Origin of the sequence: Pseudomonas sp. WSY_20 (genome assembly GCF_043104335.1) — a bacterium.
Lineage (GTDB): Bacteria > Pseudomonadota > Gammaproteobacteria > Pseudomonadales > Pseudomonadaceae > Aquipseudomonas > Aquipseudomonas parafulva_B.
Genome location: NZ_JBICKP010000017.1, coordinates 196,790 through 215,918, shown reverse-complemented (window position 1 = coordinate 215,918; position 19,129 = coordinate 196,790). Strand labels below are relative to the sequence as shown.

At 59.7% G+C, this 19,129-nt stretch carries 22 protein-coding genes, 1 tRNA gene and 1 pseudogene; 5 read left to right on the top strand and 19 right to left on the bottom strand.

All coding sequences use genetic code 11. The features are described 5' to 3' along the window. Positions 1–140 precede the first annotated feature (140 nt). Complete coding sequence (locus ACF8E5_RS04165; RefSeq protein ID WP_178091252.1) at positions 141–311, bottom strand: hypothetical protein; 171 nt, start codon at positions 309–311, stop codon at positions 141–143. A 72-nt stretch (positions 312–383) separates the two neighbouring features. Between ACF8E5_RS04165 and ACF8E5_RS04160 the strand changes: the two genes are divergently transcribed. Beyond that, positions 384–626 carry a hypothetical protein gene (locus tag ACF8E5_RS04160; RefSeq protein ID WP_196125596.1) on the top strand — a complete coding sequence of 81 codons (243 nt, stop codon included), beginning with the start codon at positions 384–386 and terminating at the stop codon, positions 624–626. 41 nt (positions 627–667) lie between these two features. On the opposite strand, the pseudogene ACF8E5_RS04155 reads toward ACF8E5_RS04160, so the two are convergent. The 10 genes and pseudogenes from ACF8E5_RS04155 to thrS form a co-directional block, all read right to left on the bottom strand. Further along, positions 668–961, bottom strand: a pseudogene (locus ACF8E5_RS04155) (hypothetical protein). A gap of 395 nt (positions 962–1,356) precedes the next feature. Continuing rightward, positions 1,357–1,433 (bottom strand) — tRNA-Pro (locus ACF8E5_RS04150). 112 nt (positions 1,434–1,545) lie between these two features. Beyond that, positions 1,546–1,902, bottom strand: coding sequence for a MerR family transcriptional regulator (locus ACF8E5_RS04145; protein ID WP_003250681.1), 357 nt, complete (start codon positions 1,900–1,902; stop codon positions 1,546–1,548). Beyond that, entirely contained in the window at positions 1,883–2,185 is a 303-nt protein-coding gene (ihfA, locus tag ACF8E5_RS04140) for an integration host factor subunit alpha (protein WP_003250679.1), read from the bottom strand. The genes ACF8E5_RS04145 and ihfA overlap by 20 nt, the downstream gene beginning before the upstream one ends. A gap of 4 nt (positions 2,186–2,189) precedes the next feature. Then, entirely contained in the window at positions 2,190–4,571 is a 2,382-nt protein-coding gene (pheT, locus tag ACF8E5_RS04135) for a phenylalanine--tRNA ligase subunit beta (RefSeq protein WP_392474942.1), read from the bottom strand. A 33-nt stretch (positions 4,572–4,604) separates the two neighbouring features. Next, the gene (gene pheS, locus ACF8E5_RS04130) at positions 4,605–5,621 is read right to left on the bottom strand and encodes a phenylalanine--tRNA ligase subunit alpha (RefSeq protein WP_058603341.1); all 1,017 of its coding nucleotides are present in this window, start codon (positions 5,619–5,621) and stop codon (positions 4,605–4,607) included. Between the two features lie 109 nt (positions 5,622–5,730). Next, positions 5,731–6,087 (bottom strand): 50S ribosomal protein L20, encoded by a 357-nt coding sequence (gene rplT, locus ACF8E5_RS04125; RefSeq protein ID WP_003250671.1) that lies wholly within the window; start codon positions 6,085–6,087, stop codon positions 5,731–5,733. Between the two features lie 27 nt (positions 6,088–6,114). Continuing rightward, entirely contained in the window at positions 6,115–6,309 is a 195-nt protein-coding gene (gene rpmI / locus ACF8E5_RS04120) for a 50S ribosomal protein L35 (RefSeq protein ID WP_003250667.1), read from the bottom strand. A 62-nt stretch (positions 6,310–6,371) separates the two neighbouring features. Further along, positions 6,372–6,923: a translation initiation factor IF-3 gene (infC, locus tag ACF8E5_RS04115; protein WP_178091251.1), complete on the bottom strand. Its 552-nt coding sequence runs from the start codon at positions 6,921–6,923 to the stop codon at positions 6,372–6,374. Next, positions 6,923–8,845 (bottom strand): threonine--tRNA ligase, encoded by a 1,923-nt coding sequence (gene thrS, locus ACF8E5_RS04110; protein WP_058637781.1) that lies wholly within the window; start codon positions 8,843–8,845, stop codon positions 6,923–6,925. Before thrS ends, infC begins: the two co-directional genes overlap by 1 nt. 334 nt (positions 8,846–9,179) lie before the next feature. Between thrS and ACF8E5_RS04105 the strand changes: the two genes are divergently transcribed. Further along, positions 9,180–9,485 carry a hypothetical protein gene (locus tag ACF8E5_RS04105; RefSeq protein ID WP_058637782.1) on the top strand — a complete coding sequence of 102 codons (306 nt, stop codon included), beginning with the start codon at positions 9,180–9,182 and terminating at the stop codon, positions 9,483–9,485. A 162-nt stretch (positions 9,486–9,647) separates the two neighbouring features. Continuing rightward, entirely contained in the window at positions 9,648–9,860 is a 213-nt protein-coding gene (locus ACF8E5_RS04100) for a cold-shock protein (protein ID WP_038413369.1), read from the top strand. A gap of 106 nt (positions 9,861–9,966) precedes the next feature. Here the strand turns inward: ACF8E5_RS04100 and ACF8E5_RS04095 are convergent, their stop codons facing one another. Continuing rightward, positions 9,967–10,287, bottom strand: coding sequence for an I78 family peptidase inhibitor (locus ACF8E5_RS04095; protein WP_058637784.1), 321 nt, complete (start codon positions 10,285–10,287; stop codon positions 9,967–9,969). Positions 10,288–10,546: 259 nt separating this feature from the next. On the opposite strand from ACF8E5_RS04095, the gene ACF8E5_RS04090 reads away from it, so the two are divergent. Further along, positions 10,547–10,759 carry a hypothetical protein gene (locus tag ACF8E5_RS04090; protein ID WP_058637785.1) on the top strand — a complete coding sequence of 71 codons (213 nt, stop codon included), beginning with the start codon at positions 10,547–10,549 and terminating at the stop codon, positions 10,757–10,759. Here ACF8E5_RS04090 and ACF8E5_RS04085 read toward each other — a convergent pair. From ACF8E5_RS04085 to ACF8E5_RS04055, 7 genes are read right to left on the bottom strand one after another with little or no spacing between them, the layout of a single operon-like run. Then, positions 10,731–11,732: a nucleoside hydrolase gene (locus tag ACF8E5_RS04085; RefSeq protein WP_058637786.1), complete on the bottom strand. Its 1,002-nt coding sequence runs from the start codon at positions 11,730–11,732 to the stop codon at positions 10,731–10,733. The genes ACF8E5_RS04090 and ACF8E5_RS04085 overlap by 29 nt on opposite strands. 49 nt (positions 11,733–11,781) lie before the next feature. Then, complete coding sequence (rbsD, locus tag ACF8E5_RS04080) at positions 11,782–12,180, bottom strand: D-ribose pyranase (protein WP_392474941.1); 399 nt, start codon at positions 12,178–12,180, stop codon at positions 11,782–11,784. Continuing rightward, positions 12,177–13,085 (bottom strand): ribokinase, encoded by a 909-nt coding sequence (rbsK, locus tag ACF8E5_RS04075; RefSeq protein ID WP_058637788.1) that lies wholly within the window; start codon positions 13,083–13,085, stop codon positions 12,177–12,179. The genes rbsD and rbsK overlap by 4 nt, the downstream gene beginning before the upstream one ends. A gap of 9 nt (positions 13,086–13,094) precedes the next feature. Then, the gene (locus ACF8E5_RS04070) at positions 13,095–14,117 is read right to left on the bottom strand and encodes a LacI family DNA-binding transcriptional regulator (protein ID WP_078478397.1); all 1,023 of its coding nucleotides are present in this window, start codon (positions 14,115–14,117) and stop codon (positions 13,095–13,097) included. A 3-nt stretch (positions 14,118–14,120) separates the two neighbouring features. Then, entirely contained in the window at positions 14,121–15,116 is a 996-nt protein-coding gene (locus tag ACF8E5_RS04065) for an ABC transporter permease (RefSeq protein WP_058603349.1), read from the bottom strand. Further along, positions 15,113–16,666: a sugar ABC transporter ATP-binding protein gene (locus tag ACF8E5_RS04060; RefSeq protein ID WP_392474940.1), complete on the bottom strand. Its 1,554-nt coding sequence runs from the start codon at positions 16,664–16,666 to the stop codon at positions 15,113–15,115. The genes ACF8E5_RS04065 and ACF8E5_RS04060 overlap by 4 nt, the downstream gene beginning before the upstream one ends. 20 nt (positions 16,667–16,686) lie before the next feature. Continuing rightward, positions 16,687–17,646, bottom strand: coding sequence for a sugar ABC transporter substrate-binding protein (locus tag ACF8E5_RS04055; RefSeq protein WP_392474939.1), 960 nt, complete (start codon positions 17,644–17,646; stop codon positions 16,687–16,689). Between the two features lie 374 nt (positions 17,647–18,020). On the opposite strand from ACF8E5_RS04055, the gene ACF8E5_RS04050 reads away from it, so the two are divergent. After that, entirely contained in the window at positions 18,021–19,109 is a 1,089-nt protein-coding gene (locus tag ACF8E5_RS04050; protein WP_058603352.1) for an asparaginase, read from the top strand. The last annotated feature ends 20 nt before the right edge of the window (positions 19,110–19,129 follow it).

Here is a 19,129-nt window from a genome sequence, read left to right as displayed (position 1 = left end):
GACATCACTAAGCACTCGGCACCACAGCCGACATTCCTCGCAGACTGCTTGATTTGGTGGCAACTGAAGCGCCGGCGGTGAAGCCTGCGCGTGGATCTATCTGGTCTGCAAGAAGCCAGTATTCACCCGCTTGCAAGCCTTCATGAACGCCGACGATACCCGGCGATCAATAATGCCATCCCAGGCACCAGCATCCCCACTGCAGTGTAGCCAAAAGCGGCCTGCCCCGATGCGCCCACGGCGGCAAACGCCGCACCTACGGCGAGCAGCGGCATTGCAGCGAAGTAAAATGGTTTGGCTACCTTGCTCATATCGAACCTCCTGTTTGCAATTATCTGTGTGGGCATCCAAGCTTACATGCACGTGTACTCGGCAGGGTAGCCATGCTTGCGCACCTGCTTCAAACCAATGTGCAACTGACTGGTCAAGTCCACCGAGCTCTCGATTCAACGCTGATCGCCAACCTCATATTTTGGTCGGGCAAGCGCTCAAAAGAGCTGATGCGCGATGTACTTGGCAAAACGCTCAAGCCGGGATGTGGTTTTGGCGGACTCACCAAGTGGGGGGTTAGGTTCAAGTTCATTGATAAATCAAAAGACAATCCGCCCACTTCGCGCTGCGCTTGATTCGAAGGGCTAAGATCGCAGTCGATTAGCCAGATAACCTTTCACGCAGAGCCTAGCTGATCAAATTCGCCATTCTGATCGATGGCTATACCGCGTGCCCGACCTACCCCCCAAGCCAAGGCTCTGGTCATGGATTCTCCGGGTCGAGTTGAACGCATCTTCCAGGATCGGTAAGCCTCCTGAGGCGTAAATGCCTATGAACAATTGAGTGCTGCCTGTGCGCGAGAGACATACCTGCACATCAATGTATGTACCTTCGTTCAACACTTCTTCGTGTACTCGGTGATGGAGATTCACATCAGCCATCCCCAATAAACGCTGCCACGGCGCCGCATACCAGCCTCCTCCGACTTAAGTCGTACTCGAATGGTGAACCTAGAAGGTAGCTCTCTGTCTGGATGGCGCAACTTCAAAGCGGTATTACAGGAAAACACCTGACGACCGGCTCATTTACCCATACGCGCCCGACACCCCATACAGCTATAAGCACGGTACTCGCCGGCCCGCTGGTCAAAGGTGACCGCAATTCACACCTGGAGTATCCAGGCATTCTCAATTGCCACTGCCCAAGGCTTAGAGGCAGCAAATGAACTGTCGGTCACAGGTTCGTGCGTGCCTGTGCTAACTATTTTGAAGAGGAAGCAGGCGTAACAACCTGAGAAGTTACGTAAAAGTCACGCACATGAAAAAGGCCACCCCTTTCGGAAATGGCCTAAGTCATTGAATATAATGGTCGGGACGGAGTGATTCGAACACTCGACCCCTTGCACCCCATGCAAGTGCGCTACCGGGCTGCGCTACGCCCCGACTGGGCTTTGAAGCATGTTCTCGTTACCGCTGAGAACGATGAAGAATATACCCTAACCTTTTGATTAATGGAAGCTTTTTTTCAAAAATTTCCACTCATCCTAAACAACGGTCACTTCTTCAGCACCACCAACACATCTTCCAACTCGACAATCATCTGACGAATCAGCTGTTTGTACTGGCTCGACTCATCCTTGGCCTCATCACTGGAAAGCCGCAACCTCGCCCCGCCAATGGTGAAGCCCTGGTCGTAAAGCAGGGCGCGAATCTGGCGGATCATCAGCACGTCTTGGCGCTGGTAATACCGCCGGTTGCCCCGCCGCTTCACAGGATTGAGCTGATCGAACTCCTGCTCCCAATACCGCAACACGTGCGGTTTTACAGCGCAAAGTTCGCTGACCTCACCAATGGTGAAGTACCGTTTGCCCGGTATGGGGGGCAGTTCGTCGTTATGGCTTGGTTCCAGCATAGGCCTCAACCCGGGCCTTCAACTTCTGCCCTGGACGAAAGGTGACGACGCGCCGTGCGGTGATCGGGATTTCTTCCCCAGTCTTGGGGTTGCGGCCCGGCCGCTGGCGTTTATCGCGAAGGTCGAAGTTGCCGAAACCGGACAACTTGACCTGCTCGTTCTCTTCAAGTGCGTGCCGAATTTCTTCGAAAAACAGCTCGACCAGCTCCTTGGCCTCACGCTTGTTAAGCCCCAGCTCCTCGTACAGCCTCTCGGCCATCTCAGCTTTCGTCAGAGCACCCATGCCGTTATTTCCTTAACGTGGTGTTCAACCTTTGTTCGAGCGAGGTGAGGATAGTGTGCAAGGTAGTGTTCACCTCATCGTCGTTAAGAGTGCGCGATGGATGCTGCCAGGTCAAGCCGACTGCCAGGCTTTTTCTATCAGGATCAATGCCTTTACCCTGGTAGACATCAAACAGCCTGAGGTCTGTGAGCCATTCGCCTGCATTGTCACGAATTACGTCAAGCACGTCTTGAGACGCTACATCACGACCTGCGATCAACGCCAGGTCACGACGGGTTTCCGGGAACTTGGACAACTCGCTGAATTTCGGCAATCGGCCTTCGACCACATCGGCCAGCACCAGCTCGAAAACGAAGACCGGGCGGTCCAGGTCCAGGGCTTTTGCAAGCTCTGGATGAAGCGCGCCCAGATAGCCAACGGTCTTACCTTCACGCTGGATTTCGGCGGTCTGACCAGGGTGCAAGGCTGGATGCTTGCCAGCGACGAAGGTGAAGTCGCCCAACGCACCAGAATAACCCAGCAGGGCTTCCACATCGGCCTTCACGTCGAAGAAATCGATGGTGTCGCGGCCGTTGGCCCAGCCTTCAGGCAAGCGGCTGCCTGTAGCGACGCCGGCAATCATCGGTTCCTGTGCCAAGTTGCCTAACTGGCCAACGAAACGTAGGCCACTTTCGAACAAGCGCACGCGGTCCTGCTGGCGATTGAGGTTGTGCTGCAATGCCTTGACCAGGCCCGGCCACAGAGAGGCACGCATGGCCGCCATGTCGCTGGAGATAGGGTTGGCCAGCAACAGTGGCTCTACGCCTGGGCTGAACAGCTCGAACAGTTTCGGATCGATGAAGCTGTAGGTAATGGCCTCCTGGTAACCACGAGCAACCAGCAGACGACGCAGGTTTGGCAGCTCGCCACGGGTTTCCGGGCGTGCTTGCGGCGCCAGGCGCGCTTGCGGGTAGCGCACGGGCAGGTTGTTGTAACCGTACAGACGCGCGAGCTCTTCGATCAGGTCGACTTCGAGGCTGATATCGAAGCGGTGGCTCGGAACGTTGACCGTCCACTGCCCTGCTCCGTCTGCCTGGGTAGCCAGACCAAGGTTGTTGAGCAACTGCTCGACCTGGGACGGGTCCATTTCCATGCCAAGCATCTGGGCGATGCGATCGGCACGCAGGGTAACCGGGGCAATGCGGGGCAAGTGTTGCTCGCTGACGGCTTCAACGATAGGGCCGGCTTCACCGCCTACCACTTCCAGCAGCAATGCGGTCGCGCGCTCCATGGCCTCGCGGGCCAACTGGGAATCGACGCCGCGCTCATAACGGTGCGAGGCGTCGGTGTGCAGGCCGTAGGAGCGGGCCTTGCCTGCAACGGAAATCGGCTCGAAGAAAGCGCTTTCCAGGAACAGATCACGGGTTTTAGCGGTGTCGACGCCGCTGTGCTCGCCGCCCATGACGCCGGCGATGGCCAGGGCGCGGGTGTGGTCGGCAATGACCAGGGTGTCGGCACGCAGTGCAACTTCCTGGCCGTCGAGCAGCACGAGCTTCTCGCCTTCCTCGGCCATGCGTACGCGAATGCCGCCGTTGATCTCTGCCAAGTCAAAGGCGTGCATCGGCTGGCCGAGTTCGAGCATCACGTAGTTAGTGATGTCTACGGCAGCGTCGATGCTGCGCACGTCGCTGCGGCGCAGACGCTCGACCATCCACAGCGGCGTCGGCTTGCTCAGGTCGACATTGCGGATGACCCGCCCCAGGTAACGTGGGCAAGCTGCCGGCGCATGGACCTCGACTGGGCGCACTTCGTCGTGCGCGGCAGCCACGGCTGGCACCAGCGGGCGGGTAACCGGCACGTCGTACAGCGCGCTGACGTCGCGCGCCAGGCCGGCGATTGACAGGCAATCACCCCGGTTGGGCGTAAGCCCGATTTCGATGCTGGCATCATCCAGGCTCAGGTACTGGCGAATGTCTTCGCCTACCGGTGCATCGCTGGCCAGTTCGAGCAGGCCATCGTTTTCTTCACTGATCTGCAGTTCGGCCGCCGAGCAGAGCATGCCGAATGACTCCACACCGCGCAGCTTGGCCTTCTTGATCTTGAAGTCACCAGGCAGTTCGGCGCCGATCATGGCGAAGGGGATCTTGATCCCTGGCCGTGCGTTAGGCGCGCCGCAAACGACCTGGAACGATTCCTGACCATTGCTGACCTGGCACACACGCAGCTTGTCGGCGTCTGGGTGTTGTTCAGTGGCAAGGATTTCACCCACCACAATACCGCTGAACTGGCCGGCAGCGGGGGTCACGCTGTCGACTTCCAGGCCGGCCATGGACAGGCGGGCCACCAGTTCGTCACGGGAGACTTGCGGGTTTACCCAACCGCGCAGCCACTGTTCACTGAATTTCATGCTGTTCTTCTCCTGAAGGTTGCGTCGATTGGCTTAGCGGAATTGGGCTAAGAACCGCAGGTCGTTGTCGAAGAACAAACGCAGATCGTTGACGCCATAACGCAGCATGGCCAGGCGCTCGGCACCCATGCCGAAGGCGAAGCCCTGGAATTGCTCAGGATCAATGCCCGACATGCGCAACACGTTCGGGTGCACCATGCCGCAGCCCATTACTTCCAGCCAGCCGGTCTGCTTGCACACGCGGCAGCCATTGCCCGAGCACATGACGCACTGGATATCCACTTCGGCAGACGGCTCGGTGAAGGGGAAGAACGATGGACGGAAACGCACCGCCAGTTCTTTTTCGAAGAACACGCGCAGGAATTCTTCGATGGTGCCCTTGAGGTCGGCGAAATTGATGCCACGGTCGATCAGCAGGCCTTCGACCTGGTGGAACATCGGCGAGTGGGTGATATCCGAATCGCAGCGGTAGACGCGGCCAGGACAGACAATGCGAATAGGTGGCTGGGTCGACTCCATGGTCCGCACCTGCACCGGCGAGGTGTGGGTACGCAGCAACATGTTGGCATTGAAGTAGAAGGTATCGTGCATCGCCCGGGCCGGATGGTGGCCGGGGATGTTGAGCGCTTCGAAGTTGTGATAGTCGTCTTCGACTTCAGGGCCTTCGGCAATGCCGTAGCCAATGTGCGTGAAGAACTGTTCGATGCGTTCGAGTGTACGGGTGATGGGGTGCAGGCCACCGGTGGCCTGGCCGCGGCCTGGCAGGGTCACATCAATGCATTCGGCAGCCAGACGAGCGCTGAGCTCGGCTTCTTCGAAAGCTGCCTTGCGTGCGTTCAGCACAACGGTGACGCGCTCTTTGGCGTCATTGATCAGCGCGCCCACTTTGGGCCGCTCCTCGGCTGGCAGGTTGCCCAGGGTCTTCATCACCTGGGTCAGCTCGCCCTTCTTGCCGAGATAGTTGACCCGGATCTGTTCCAGGGCATTGATGTCTTCAGCGCGCTCCACGGCCTCCAGGGCTTGGGAGACCAGCGCATCCAGGTTTTCCATGTACAGACTCCAGATACGAAAATAGGGGAAGAGCTTTGAAGGCTCTTCCCCTATCGATGACGTTCAATGCCCGACGACGTAGGCGCCGCCGGGTGATTGTCGCGGGTACTTAAGCCAGAACGGCTTTAGCTTTCTCGACAATCGCAGCAAACGCCGCTTTTTCGTTCACTGCCAGATCGGCCAGAACCTTACGGTCGATTTCGATCGAAGCCTTTTTCAGGCCAGCAATCAAACGGCTGTAGGACAGACCGTTGGTGCGGGCACCGGCGTTGATACGAGCGATCCACAGTGCGCGGAACTGACGCTTCTTCTGGCGACGGTCGCGGTAGGCGTATTGGCCTGCCTTGATGACCGCTTGCTTGGCAACACGGAATACGCGCGAGCGTGCACCGTAGTAACCTTTAGCCAGTTTCAGAATTTTCTTGTGACGCTTACGAGCGATGACGCCACGCTTAACACGAGCCATGAGTAACTTCCTCTATCTTAACCAGAATTAACGTACGCGCAGCATGCGCTCGACTTTTGCCACGTCGGACGGGTGCAGCAAGCTGGCACCGCGCAGTTGACGCTTACGCTTGGTCGACATTTTGGTCAGGATGTGGCTCTTGAAAGCGTGCTTGTGCTTGAAGCCCGAAGCGGTCTTCAGGAAGCGCTTCGCAGCACCGCTCTTGGTTTTCATTTTTGGCATGTTGGAACTCCGCATTCGATAAAAATTACACAATAATCATCAGGCCTGCCGTGCCCGGGAGATTATTTCTTCTTTTTGGGGGCGATGACCATCATAAGCTGGCGTCCTTCCATCTTAGGATGCTGCTCGACGGAACCGTATTCGATCAGGTCAGCTTCAACCCGCTTCAACAGCTCCATGCCCAGCTCCTGGTGGGCCATCTCACGACCACGGAATCTCAGAGAGATCTTGGCCTTGTCCCCTTCGGTAAGGAAACGTACCAGGTTGCGTAGTTTTACCTGGTAATCCCCTTCTTCCGTCCCTGGACGAAACTTGATTTCTTTAATCTGGATCTGTTTCTGGTTTTTCTTGGCTTCGTTGGCCTGCTTCTTCTTCTCGAAGAGGTGCTTGCCGTAGTCCATCACCTTGCAGACGGGTGGAACCGCGTCTGCAGAGATTTCCACCAGATCCAGCTTCGCTTCTTCAGCGATACGAAGCGCTTCATCAATCGAGACGATGCCAACCTGCTCGCCGTCTGCGCCAATTAACCGAACCTCGCGGGCCGAGATATTCTCGTTGATCGGGGCCTTCGGTACAGCACGTTTATCATTTCTCATTTCACGCTTAATAGTCATTACTCCGTTGTTTGGCGACCACGCCGGGAAACCGCTTGCGTCAGGAGCTCAGCGAACTGGGCGACGGGCATGGAGCCCAGGTCAGCGCCTTCGCGAGTACGCACTGCTACGGTCTGCGTTTCGACTTCGCGGTCCCCTATAACCAAAAGGTACGGGACCTTGAGCAAAGTATGCTCACGGATTTTAAAGCCGATCTTCTCATTTCTCAAGTCCGACTTGGCACGGAAACCGCTACCATTCAGAGTTTTCTCAACCTCAAGGGCGAAATCGGCCTGTTTGTCGGTGATATTCATAATCACCGCCTGCGTTGGCGCCAGCCAGGCAGGGAATACGCCGGCGTAGTGCTCGATCAGCATGCCGATGAAGCGCTCGAACGAACCCAAAATGGCGCGGTGCAGCATGACCGGGCGCACGCGGCTGTTGTCTTCGGCAATGTAGCTGGCGTCCAGGCGCTCCGGCAGGTTCGGGTCGTACTGCAGGGTGCCGCACTGCCAGTTACGGCCAAGGCAGTCACGCAGGGTGAACTCGATCTTCGGCCCGTAGAAAGCGCCCTCCCCTGGCTGGTATTCCCACTCCAGGCCAGATTCATTCAGGGCATCGGCCAACGCTCCCTCGGCACGGTCCCACAGCTCTTCAGAGCCAACGCGCTTGGCCGGACGAGTAGACAGCTTCATGGCGATGTCGCTGAAGCCAAAGTCCTTGTAAACGTCCAGAGTCAGCCTGATGAAGTCGGCGGCTTCTTTCTTCACCTGTTCTTCGGTGCAGAAAATGTGGGCATCGTCCTGTACGAAGCCACGCACACGCATGATGCCGTGCAATGCACCAGACGGCTCATTGCGGTGGCATGCGCCAAACTCGGCCAGACGCAGCGGCAGGTCGCGGTAGCTCTTGAGCCCCTGGTTGAAGACCTGCACGTGGCACGGGCAGTTCATCGGCTTGACCGCGTAGTCACGGCTCTCGGACGAGGTGGTGAACATGTTCTCGGCGTAGTTGGACCAGTGGCCGGAACGCTCCCACAGGATACGGTCGACCACTTGCGGGGTCTTGATTTCCTGATAACCGTTCTCGCGCTGAACGTTACGCATGTACTGCTCGAGCACTTGGTAGACAGTCCAGCCATTGGCATGCCAGAACACCATGCCCGGTGCTTCTTCCTGCAGATGGAACAGGTCGAGCTGCTTACCGATCTTGCGATGGTCGCGCTTCTCGGCTTCTTCGATGCGCTGGATGTAGGCCGCCAGCTGCTTCTTGTCAGCCCAGGCGGTGCCGTATACCCGCTGCAACTGTTCGTTCTTGGCATCGCCGCGCCAGTAGGCGCCGGACAGCTTGGTCAGCTTGAATGCCTTGAGGAAGCGGGTGTTGGGCACGTGCGGGCCGCGGCACATGTCCACGTATTCCTCGTGGTAGTACAGGCCCATGGCCTGTTCGTTTGGCATGTCCTCGACCAGGCGCAGCTTGTAGTCTTCGCCACGGGCAGTAAACACGTCGATGACTTCGGCGCGCGGGGTCATTTTCTTGATGACGTCGTAGTCAGTATCGATCAGCTGCTGCATGCGCTTCTCGATGGCCGCCAGGTCATCCGGCGTGAAGGGCCGCTCGTAAGCGATGTCGTAGTAGAAGCCTTCGTCGATCACCGGGCCGATCACCATCTTGGCGGTCGGATACAGCTGCTTCACCGCATGGCCAACCAGGTGGGCGCACGAGTGACGAATGATCTCCAGTCCCTCTTCATCTTTGGGGGTGATGATCTGCAGGGTAGCGTCGTTCAGGATCAGGTCGCAGGCGTCGACCAGCTTGCCATCTACCTTGCCGGCAACGGTGGCCTTGGCCAGACCGGCGCCGATGGATGCGGCGACCTCGGCAACGGACACGGGGTGATCGAACGAACGTTGGCTGCCATCGGGAAGAGTAATGGTGGGCATTGGCGCCTCCTCTCCTAGTGGTGACCCCTACCAAAGGTCACGTGGGTTGGGATGAGCCAGTACAAGATCCGAACCTGCCTTCCGTTGACGGGAAGCCTGCCTCACAGTGGCAGAAGCCTTTGGGCTTGCGGGGACGAACCAGAGTGACTGGAAAGAAAATAGAACTGCAGCGGGGACGTTCTCAGCTGCAAGCCGGGCATGCTAGCACGCAGTCAGAGCCGCGCGCAGGAATATTTGGAAATTGCCACTGATGGTGAACTTCCGCGACAGCTTCCCTATCAGACGTGTGGAAACAACTACTCTTGATGAGAACTGACCCAAGGAGTAATCGGTTATGCGAGTTCCGTCTCTTCTGGCCCTGGCGGCCGCTGGCGCCCTGCTGATGCCAATGGCCGCGAACGCCGGCAACTTCCCTGCCGGCAAGGAAGGTGCCTATATGGCCCAATGCACGCAAGTTGCCGCTGGCCAGGGCGTTGATGCCGCCGCAGCGAAAAAGCACTGCGAATGTGGTGCACAAGCGATCAAGAAGAATTTCTCCGACGCTGAAATTGCTGACCTCGACAGCAAGGATGGCGTGGACGCCAAACTCATGCAAAAGGCGCAAAACGTCGTTAAACAGGCCTGCGCACCTAAAAGCTGATGTTATGTAGCTGCGCGTGTCCGGCGATAAATTGCGCTGGATCAACCTGCCACGAAGGTAAAAAGACGCGACAGCTGCAGAATTAGACTATGATGTACCGGTGCTCCGTAGCTTTGGCCGCATTGCACCACCGAAAATACTAAATGTTCTGGAGATTCACCCATGTCCAATCGCCAAACCGGCACCGTCAAATGGTTCAATGATGAAAAAGGCTATGGCTTCATCACTCCACAAGGCGGCGGCGACGACCTGTTCGTTCACTTCAAAGCCATCGAATCTGACGGATTCAAGAGCCTGAAAGAAGGCCAAACTGTTTCCTTCGTCGCCGAGCGCGGCCAGAAGGGCATGCAGGCTGCGCAGGTTCGTCCGGAGTAATTCGGACAGCCGTAAAAAAACCCGCCCCCGTGGCGGGTTTTTTTGAGTTGGCTTTGACAGCTCAACGCGCACAGGGCACTGATGCCCTCCATACGCGAGGCAAATCTTAGCCGCAGTTAACGCGTGTTACACGCCCTTGCTCATCGACATTCAAGTTCAGCCGCTCCGAGCGGTATTCCAGGGTGACCACATCGTGGGGTTTGAGTATGCGCGCCATTTGCGAGCCGCTCGCCTTGCGGGCCTGCTCCAGCAGCTCTGCACTACCCATCTTGCCCACTGCAAAATCAGCGCCGCTGGCCTGGCAGCGACCATCATCGCCCGCAGGTGCCTCAGGCACTTGACCGCCACTGGAGTCGCCACCAGTGCTGCAGCCTGCCAGGACAGCAGCCACCGCCAGGGTCGCCAGATAAGCACGGGTACGTAACATTAAGCCTCCTAGATCATTTGGGAACTGCCTGATCCGACAGCCCCACCCTAAATTCGTTGCAAAACTCGCCAAGTCTGCACCATCCCGGCGGCTGATGGGGGAAGACAATCGTGACCGAATTTTACCATTCGGCCCACACGCCGCTTGGTTTGGCCTGCAAAGTCATGATTTACTTTAAGAAGTGAAGGCATAGTGCCTGCTACGAATACCCGGTTTGGTCATTCGTTCTTTCATCCCGCGCCGCAAGCGAGAGCTTTTCATGAGCACCCACAGCATCGATGCCGACATCAAGGTCAAATGGGCCGAGGGCCAGAGCGCCTATAGCCCCAGCACCCCGGAGGAGCTGCTGCTGATCGCCATCGACCTCCTGGTACGTGACCGCGGCGCAGAAGCAGCGCGCGGCTTCATCGACCAGGTGGTCGAACGGTATGCACCACGCCCTGCTACTTTAAACGCGCCAACCGCTCGCTGAGCAGGTCGAACAGCCCCTGAGCATCCCCCTCCTCCACCCACATGACATTGGCCGGTTGCTTGAGCACCCCGTACCAATCAGCCACGGTCTGGCCGAAGGTAGGGCCCTCGCGGGTATCGATTGACATGTGAATGCGCCGGCCGCTGAACTGCTGGGGTCTGAGCAGATAGGCAATGACGCTGGCGTCATGCACCGGGCCGCCGGGCATCCCGTACAACGCCATGTCATGGGTGATGTAGGCATTGAGGATATCCACCACACGCTTGCTGGCCTGCGTATTGACGCCAGCCAGTTGCTTGAGCCGTGCTTCGCTGGTCAACAGCTTATGGGTCACATCCAGGGGCAGGTAGGTCAACGGCACGCCACTTGCCAGCACCACAGCGGCCGCGTGCGGGTCGGCATACAGGTTGAACTCGGCCACAGGCGTGATGTTGCCACCGTTAAAGTGAGCCCCGCCCATCACCACCACTTCCTTGATGCCCTGAGCGATCTCCGGGCGCTGTATCAAGGCCAGGGCCAGGTTGGTCTGCGGACCGAGCATGGCCAGGGTCACGCTGTGTGGCGGCGCCGCACCTAGGGTGTCGACCAGGTACTGAACAGCGTTGCCGCTCGCCAAAGGCTGCTTGGGTTCATGCACTTCAACCCCGGTGACGCCTTCTTCGCCGTGCACTTCAGCCGCGTAGATCGGGGCGCGCACCAAGGGGCGACCCGCACCGGCGTATACCGGGACATCCTCGCGACCGGCCCACTCACGGGCTAGGCGAGCGTTACGTGCGGTCTTCTCCAGGCGCACATTGCCGGCGACTGTCGTGATGGCACGAATTTTCAGCTCATCAGGCGAGGCCATGGCCAGGAACAGGGCCACCAGATCGTCAGCCCCCGGATCGGTGTCGATGATCAGGTCGATAGGTGCCGCTTGTATGGCAGACGCTGCAGCCATGAGTGCGAGTCCTTGAAGCAGGGGTTTTAGCATGACGAGGGCACTCCTGTTGCCAGTGGATATCGAGTAAGGACCGTCGGTGTCAGAAGGTTACACCGGACACCAGGGCGATGTTGCTGTAAGGCTGGCACTCGCCCGTGCGCACCATGGCCCGGGCCTTGCGCGACAGCATCTTGAACGCTTCGTGGGGCATGTATTCACGCTCGCCCAGCGTGTCGCTCAGGCGCTCGATTTCTGCAAACGCCGGCGGCTCCACGGTTTGTATCTCTTCAGCCAGCACGTGCCGCTCGACCTGCAGCTCGCTCAGGACGCACCGCAGCACACTGGCAAAGTCAGGCAGCCCTGGGATGACAGCCAAGTCGATCAGCTCCACGCCGTGCGGTACGGGCAACCCGGCATCGCCGATGATCAGGATGTCGCCATGGCCCATGCTGGCAATGGCCCGAGACAGTGCAATGTTCAGCAGCGGCGTCTTCTTCATGGCAGCAGCTCCGCGAGCCTGGGGATGGAAGGTTGCGCGCCGGCCCGGGTCACCGACAGGGCAGCCGCCCGTTGCCCGAAGCGGATTGCCTCGCCCTCCTCCAGGCCCTGCACCAACCCCGCCGCAAAGCCTCCGATGAAGGTGTCCCCTGCAGCGGTGGTGTCCAAGGCTTTTACCACGGGTGCCGGATAATGCTGGTGGCCATCGGGCGTGATCAGCAAGGCACCTTGGGCGCCGAGGGTAATGATCACTTTGCCAGCTCCCAGCGCGAGCAGGCGCGTGCCTGCCAGTAAAGCGCTGGCCTGATCATGCACGGCAACACCGGTCAACGCCTCGGCCTCGCTTTCGTTGGGCGTGAGGTAGTCGACATGGTTGAACCATTCGGCGGGCAGCGGCCCTGTTGCTGGCGCTGGGTTGAGTATCACCCGTTTGCCGAGCTGACGGCCTCTGGCCAAGGTCCAGGCCACGGTAGGCAATGGCACTTCAAGTTGGCAGATGATCACCTGCGCCGCCTGCAGCAAGCCGTCGAAGCGCGCTACGGCGTCGGGTACCAGCAACCCATTGCCCCCAGGCACAATGACGATGCAGTTCTGGCTGGCCGCGTCGACGGTGATCATCGCCACCCCCGTGGACACGCCGGCGCAGGTGACCACGCCCTGACAGTCAATGCCTTCCACTTCCAGGGCATTGCGCAATTGCAAACCGTAGGCGTCGTCGCCGACGCAGCCGATCATTGCCGCGCTGGCGCCCAGCCGCGCGACCGCCACGGCCTGGTTGGCACCCTTGCCTCCGGCAGCGGTGAAGAAGGTATCGCCGGCCAATGTCTCGCCAGGCCGTGGCAGGCGCTGAGCGCGCGCTACCAGGTCCATGTTGAGGCTGCCGACTACCACGACCTTGGCACTCATGCGGTTTCCTTAGCGGTAATCGTTGAACAGATCCGGGCGCGGCCCGGTGGACTCGCGCAACACGATGCGCGGGGTGACGATGCGCTGCTGCGCCGAGCTATTGCGAGGCTGAGCGATACGCGCCAGCAGCAGCGCCGCAGCGCTCTCGCCAAGCTCGCGGATGGACTGCCCCACAGTGGTCAAGGGTGGGTAGACGTAGCGGCTCAGCTCGATGTCGTCGAAGCCGATCACCGACAGCGCACCCGGCACGTCGATGTGGCGCTCGGCCGCTGCGCGCAATACGCCGAACCCGATCATGTCGTTGCCCGCAAAAATGGCCGTCGGCCGCGGCCCTGCCAGCAGCTCGGCAGCTGCAGCGTGACCGCCTGGGCTGGTGAAGTCACAATGGCGCACACGCTCAGGGGCCACGGTGACGCCCGCCTCGGCCAAGGCTCGACGAAAACCGCCCAGGCGCATCTGCGTCACCCCGGTTTCTGCTGGCCCACCGATGTAGGCGATATCCCGATGGCCAAGCTCCAACAGATGGCGCGTAGCCAGGTAGGCGCCCAGCTCATGATCGATCCGCACCAGATCGGCATCGACGCCTTCGAGCTCTCGGTCCACGATGACCATGGGTGTGCGCACCTCTGCCAGGCTTTGCAACAAGTCGTCATCCTGCCCTACCGACCCGACCACCAGCCCATCGATGCGCTTTTCCAACAGCACCCGCAGGTAATTACGCTGCTTTTGAGGGTCGTCGTCGGAATTGCACAGGATCACGCAATAGCCATTGCGCTCGCACGCGTCTTCAATGCCGCGGGCCAGCTCGGCGAAATAGGGGTTGACGCTATTGGGCACAAGCAAGCCGATGGTGGCCGTGCTGCGTGCCTTGAGCGACCGCGCGACGGCGCTGGGCACGTAGTCAAGCTCCCGTATGGCGGCCTCGACTTTGAGCCGAACAGGCTCGCTCACCGGCCGCGTTTTGTTCAACACGTGGGACACGGTGGTGTAAGAAATCCCCGCCAGGGCCGCGACGTCTTTGATGGTTGCCATGGTTCAGTTCCGCCGGGCTGCGCGCCGGCTGCGATAAGTGTCGAGCACCACGGCAATGACGATCACAGCGCCGGTAATGATGCGTTTGGTTGGCTCGCTGGCACCGATCTGCGCAAGGCCCGCTGCCAGCACGGAAATGATGAGCACGCCAAAAAAGGTGCTGATGACCGAGCCACGCCCACCCATCAGGCTGGTACCGCCGATCACGACGGCGGCAATCACCTGCAACTCCAGGCCGGAGCCCGCATTGGGGTCGGCCGCCTCCAGGCGCGACACCTGAAACAACGCAGCCAGGCCAGCCAGCAGCCCCATCAGGGCGAAGACCAGTACCTTGTAGGGGCGCGGGTCGATACCAGCCAGGCGCACGGCTTCTTCATTGGTGCCGATCCCGATCAGGTAGCGCCCGAATACGGTACGGGTGAGCACCAGGTGAGCGATTACGATCACCAGCAAGGCGATGATGAACGCGGGTGATATACCGAAGGCTATCGGGTTGGAGAACCAGGCATAGGCATCGCCGATGTAGGCCGTGCGCGAATCGGTGAACTGGTAGGCCAGGCCGCGGGCCATTTCCAGCACGCCCAACGAGACGATGAACGAAGGGATGCGCCAGGCCACGGTGACGACGCCGGTAACGCTGCCAGCCAATGCGGCCACCGCCATGCCCAGCAGTGCAGCCGGCACGATGCTCCAGCCCCAGCCAAGAATCGCAACGCTGACTGTCGATGCGGCCAGGGCCAGCACCGAACCGACCGACAGGTCGATGCCGCCGATGATCAGCACGAACGTCATGCCCACGGCCAATACCATCAAGTCAGGTATCTGGTTGGCCAGGGTACTGAACGTACCGTATGACCAGAAATGGCTGCTCAGCATCGAGAACAGCACGATCATCGCCAGCAAGGCGCCGGCCAGCCCCAGGTAAGTACCAAGGCCCAAGTAGGTGCCGCTGCGGCGTGCCGGGGCAGCGCTTTGGTTTTCGAGCGGTGTGGTTTTCATGCGTCCATCCTGGGGGCTGCAGGGTGCAGCAGTGCGTCACGTTTCTGATAGCCGGCGAAGGCTGCCGCCAGCAACTGGTCCTGGGTCCAGTGGTCACGTTCGAAGGTGTCGATCAACCGACCGGCAGACAAGACCGCAATGCGGTCGCAGATCAGCATCAACTCGCGCAGATCGCTGGAGACCACGACCAGGGCCTTGCCCTGCCGAGCGAGTTCGGCGAGCAAACCGTAGATGTCGAACTTGGCACCGACATCGATGCCGCGCGTAGGCTCGTCGAACAGCAAGACCCGGCAATCGCGCTCGAGCCAGCGGCCGATCACCACCTTCTGCTGATTACCACCAGACAGCTCGCCGACCACTTGATCAGCGCCGGCACTGCGAATGCGCATGGCCTGTATTTGCCGCTCGGCCAAGTCGCGTTCGGCTTGGCGGTCCAGGACGCCAGCCCGCGACACCGCACCCAGGTTGCCCAAGGCGATGTTGGCGCTGATCGACTGGCTCAACAGCAGGCCTTCGCCTTTGCGATCTTCGGTGATCAGGGCAATACCCGCGTTGACGGCGGACTTTGGCGAATCGATGGTGACGGGCAGCGGCGGCTGGCCCAGGGCAATGCTACCGCTGTCGGCGCGGTCGGCGCCGTAGATCAACCGCAGAAGCTCTGTACGGCCCGCGCCGATCAGCCCGGAGATACCGAAGATCTCCCCAGCACGGACTTCAAAGGATACCTCCCGCACCTTCTCGCCCCGGCTGAGCTTGTCCACCCTGAGCAGTGGACCACCTACCGAGCAGCGGCCCAGATCGATGTGTTCGCCCAGTTCACGCCCAACCATCAGGTTGACCAACTCGGCGCTGCTGTAGCGCTGGATCGGTTCGTCGCATACCAGCCTGCCATCGCGCAGCACGACGATACGCTGAGCGACGCGCTGCAGTTCTTCGAGCCGGTGGGAGATATAGATGATAGCCACCCCCCGGGCGCGCAAGCGCTCGATCTGGGTGAACAGCAATTCCACCTCGCGTGCGGTCAGCATGGCGGTGGGCTCATCGAAGATCAGCACGTGGCAATCTCCGATCAGGTTGCGGGCAATCTCGACCATTTGCTGGTGACCGATGCCCAACTCTCCGACCGGGGTATCGGGGTCAATGGCCTCCAGCCCCACCTGGGCCATGGCATCGACAGCCATCTGGCGCAGGCGCTTCTGGCTGATCCAGCCGAAGCGGCTGGGCAGGTTGTCCAGGAACAGATTCTCTGCGACGGTCAGGGTGGGTAGGAGGTTCAATTCCTGCATCACCATGCGCACGCCGAGGCGCTCGGCCTCGCGGCGACTGGCCGGCGCATAGGCCTGCCCGCGGTAGAGCATGTGCCCGGCAGTGGGGGTTTCCAGGCCGCTGATCAACTTGGACAAGGTGCTCTTGCCAGCGCCGTTTTCGCCGGTCAAGGCCAGCACCTCGCCGGCACGCAGCTCCAGGCTCACCTCGCCCAGCACCGGCTGGGCGTACGTCTTGCCGAGGCCGCGGGCAGCCAGGACCACATCATGGACCGATGCGGACATCGCCGTGTCTCCTGGCAGCATCAAGGTTGCTTCGTGATCAGTTCGACCGGGGTCTGGATGACGTTATCGGCATCCACATCCGGCTTCTCGCCCTTGACCATTTTCAGCGCGGCCTGGATACCGAAAACGGCTTGCTGACTGGCTGCCTGATCAAGCGTGGCCAGTACGCGGCCGTCGGCAATCATGGGTTTGATGGCATTGATGTTATCGTAACCGACCACCTGCACCTGGCCAGCCTTGCCAGCCGCGCGCACCGCCGAGACCGCACCCAGGGCCATGCTGTCGTTGCCTGCCAGCAATGCCTTGAGATCGGGGTATTCGTTAAGCATGGACGCGGCGACGGCATTGCCTTTGTCGATTTCCCAGTTGCCGCTCTGCGTGGAGACGATCTTGATCTGTGCAGCGCCCATCGCATCCTTGAAGCCTGCGGTACGCTGCTGGGCATTGGTGGTGGTCGGCACGCCTTCGATGATGCCCACCTGATCGCCCGCCTTGAGTTTTTCCGTGGCCAAGTATTCGCCCACCAGGCGCGCGCCCTTGCGGTTGTCAGGGCCTACAAAGGGTACGCTGATGCCTTTACTCTTGAGCAGCTCGGGGTCAAGTCGGTTGTCGATGTTGATTACCACCACACCCTTGTCCATCGCTTTTTTCACAGCTGAGACCAAGGCTTTGGAGTCTGCCGGCGCGATCACCAGCGCCTTGGCACCGGCGTTGACCATCTGCTCGACGATGCGGATCTGCTCGCCTGTGTCGGTCTCGTTCTTGATGCCGTTGGCAACCAGGTCGAATTCGCCTGCGTGGGTTTGCTGGTAGGCCTTGGCACCGTCTTCCATGGTGCGGAAAAACTCATTGGCCAATGATTTCATGACCAACGCCACCTTGGGCTTGTCTTCGGCATGAGCCGCCGAAAATGGCATGGCGATGGACAAGGACGAAAGAACAGCGACGGCCAGCAAGCGGCCTGGGAACGGCAGTTTCATGGGCGATGACTCCGAATCTTGTTTTTTTGTCGGAAAGCAAACGTTTGCGCTGAGTAACTATGCGAACGCGCCAAGCGTTTGTCAAATACGCTCAGCTGACTCCCGGGCAAGATTATCCGTAAATTTCCGGATAACCGAACACGTTTTCCTACAAATATTCGGGTTTTCGAATGAAATACTTCCGACCCTGATTGCGCACGTCATTCGACCGCCTAACAAGACGTCACCCTCATCACGCACGAGGTAGGGTTGAGCCTGCCCAAACGCTATGTCACGAGTTGTTACAGAGGCTATTGGCGATCTGGTACGGAACATGCCTTAGCGACTGCGCGACGCACTAAAAATCATCTCATTAGGAAGAGAGCACAAAAACGATGAATGCCGCACTGAAATCCTTTGCCCCCAGCGCACTCGCCCTGCTGCTGATCCTGCCCGCTACGGTTTCGGCCGATCAAGCCAAGACCCAGCAAAAGCTCGCCAACGTGGTCATCCTGGCAACCGGCGGCACGATTGCCGGGGCCGGTGCCAGCGCCGCCAATAGCGCTACTTACCAGGCCGCCAAGTTGGGCGTCGACAAACTGATCGCCGGCGTGCCTGAACTGGCAGACCTGGCCAACGTGCGTGGCGAACAGGTCATGCAGATCGCCTCCGAGAGCATCTCTAACGACGATCTGCTCAAGCTGGGCAAGCGGGTGGCTGAGCTGGCCGACAGCAAGGACGTGGATGGCATCGTCATCACCCACGGTACCGATACCTTGGAAGAAACCGCCTACTTCCTGAACTTGGTCGAGAAAACCGACAAGCCTATCGTGGTCGTCGGCTCCATGCGCCCCGGCACCGCCATGTCGGCAGACGGCATGCTCAACCTGTACAACGCCGTCGCCGTCGCCAGCGACAAGCAGTCGCGTGGCAAGGGCGTGCTGGTGACGCTCAATGATGAAATCCAGTCGGGCCGTGACGTCAGCAAGTCCGTGAACATCAAGACCGAGGCCTTCAAGAGCGCTTGGGGCCCGATGGGCATGGTCGTGGAAGGCAAGTCCTACTGGTTCCGCCTGCCAGCCAAGCGCCACACCCTGGACTCGGAATTCGACATCAAGCAGATAAGCAGCCTGCCTCAGGTGGACATTGCCTATGGCTACGGGAACGTGACCGATACCGCCTACAAGGCGTTGGCACAGAACGGCGCCAAGGCGCTGATTCACGCAGGTACCGGCAACGGTTCGGTGTCTTCGCGCGTGGTGCCTGCACTGCAGGAGCTGCGCAAGAACGGCGTGCAGATCATTCGCTCTTCCCACGTCAACCAGGGCGGTTTCGTGCTGCGCAACGCCGAACAGCCTGACGACAAGAACGATTGGGTAGTGGCCCATGACCTGAACCCGCAGAAAGCGCGCATCCTGGCCATGGTCGCCATGACCAAGACCCAGGACAGCAAGGAGCTGCAGCGGATTTTCTGGGAATACTGATCCCATCAACGCTGGAGCCG

What these genes read in the sequence shown, in the direction of transcription:
- ACF8E5_RS04055 (WP_392474939.1), bottom strand. Translation starts at nt 17,646, where the DNA reads ATGAAACTGCCGTTCCCAGGCCGCTTGCTGGCCGTCGCTGTTCTTTCG.
- ihfA (WP_003250679.1), bottom strand. Translation starts at nt 2,185, where the DNA reads ATGGGTGCTCTGACGAAAGCTGAGATGGCCGAGAGGCTGTACGAGGAG.
- ACF8E5_RS04095 (WP_058637784.1), bottom strand. Translation starts at nt 10,287, where the DNA reads ATGTTACGTACCCGTGCTTATCTGGCGACCCTGGCGGTGGCTGCTGTC.
- rplT (WP_003250671.1), bottom strand. Translation starts at nt 6,087, where the DNA reads ATGGCTCGTGTTAAGCGTGGCGTCATCGCTCGTAAGCGTCACAAGAAA.
- ACF8E5_RS04090 (WP_058637785.1), top strand. Translation starts at nt 10,547, where the DNA reads ATGAGCACCCACAGCATCGATGCCGACATCAAGGTCAAATGGGCCGAG.
- ACF8E5_RS04060 (WP_392474940.1), bottom strand. Translation starts at nt 16,666, where the DNA reads ATGTCCGCATCGGTCCATGATGTGGTCCTGGCTGCCCGCGGCCTCGGC.
- ACF8E5_RS04065 (WP_058603349.1), bottom strand. Translation starts at nt 15,116, where the DNA reads ATGAAAACCACACCGCTCGAAAACCAAAGCGCTGCCCCGGCACGCCGC.
- rbsD (WP_392474941.1), bottom strand. Translation starts at nt 12,180, where the DNA reads ATGAAGAAGACGCCGCTGCTGAACATTGCACTGTCTCGGGCCATTGCC.
- ACF8E5_RS04160 (WP_196125596.1), top strand. Translation starts at nt 384, where the DNA reads ATGCTTGCGCACCTGCTTCAAACCAATGTGCAACTGACTGGTCAAGTC.
- ACF8E5_RS04165 (WP_178091252.1), bottom strand. Translation starts at nt 311, where the DNA reads ATGAGCAAGGTAGCCAAACCATTTTACTTCGCTGCAATGCCGCTGCTC.
- rpmI (WP_003250667.1), bottom strand. Translation starts at nt 6,309, where the DNA reads ATGCCAAAAATGAAAACCAAGAGCGGTGCTGCGAAGCGCTTCCTGAAG.
- pheS (WP_058603341.1), bottom strand. Translation starts at nt 5,621, where the DNA reads ATGGAAAACCTGGATGCGCTGGTCTCCCAAGCCCTGGAGGCCGTGGAG.
- infC (WP_178091251.1), bottom strand. Translation starts at nt 6,923, where the DNA reads ATGACTATTAAGCGTGAAATGAGAAATGATAAACGTGCTGTACCGAAG.
- ACF8E5_RS04100 (WP_038413369.1), top strand. Translation starts at nt 9,648, where the DNA reads ATGTCCAATCGCCAAACCGGCACCGTCAAATGGTTCAATGATGAAAAA.
- rbsK (WP_058637788.1), bottom strand. Translation starts at nt 13,085, where the DNA reads ATGAGTGCCAAGGTCGTGGTAGTCGGCAGCCTCAACATGGACCTGGTA.
- ACF8E5_RS04050 (WP_058603352.1), top strand. Translation starts at nt 18,021, where the DNA reads ATGAATGCCGCACTGAAATCCTTTGCCCCCAGCGCACTCGCCCTGCTG.
- pheT (WP_392474942.1), bottom strand. Translation starts at nt 4,571, where the DNA reads ATGAAATTCAGTGAACAGTGGCTGCGCGGTTGGGTAAACCCGCAAGTC.
- ACF8E5_RS04105 (WP_058637782.1), top strand. Translation starts at nt 9,180, where the DNA reads ATGCGAGTTCCGTCTCTTCTGGCCCTGGCGGCCGCTGGCGCCCTGCTG.
- ACF8E5_RS04070 (WP_078478397.1), bottom strand. Translation starts at nt 14,117, where the DNA reads ATGGCAACCATCAAAGACGTCGCGGCCCTGGCGGGGATTTCTTACACC.
- ACF8E5_RS04085 (WP_058637786.1), bottom strand. Translation starts at nt 11,732, where the DNA reads ATGCTAAAACCCCTGCTTCAAGGACTCGCACTCATGGCTGCAGCGTCT.
- ACF8E5_RS04145 (WP_003250681.1), bottom strand. Translation starts at nt 1,902, where the DNA reads ATGCTGGAACCAAGCCATAACGACGAACTGCCCCCCATACCGGGCAAA.
- thrS (WP_058637781.1), bottom strand. Translation starts at nt 8,845, where the DNA reads ATGCCCACCATTACTCTTCCCGATGGCAGCCAACGTTCGTTCGATCAC.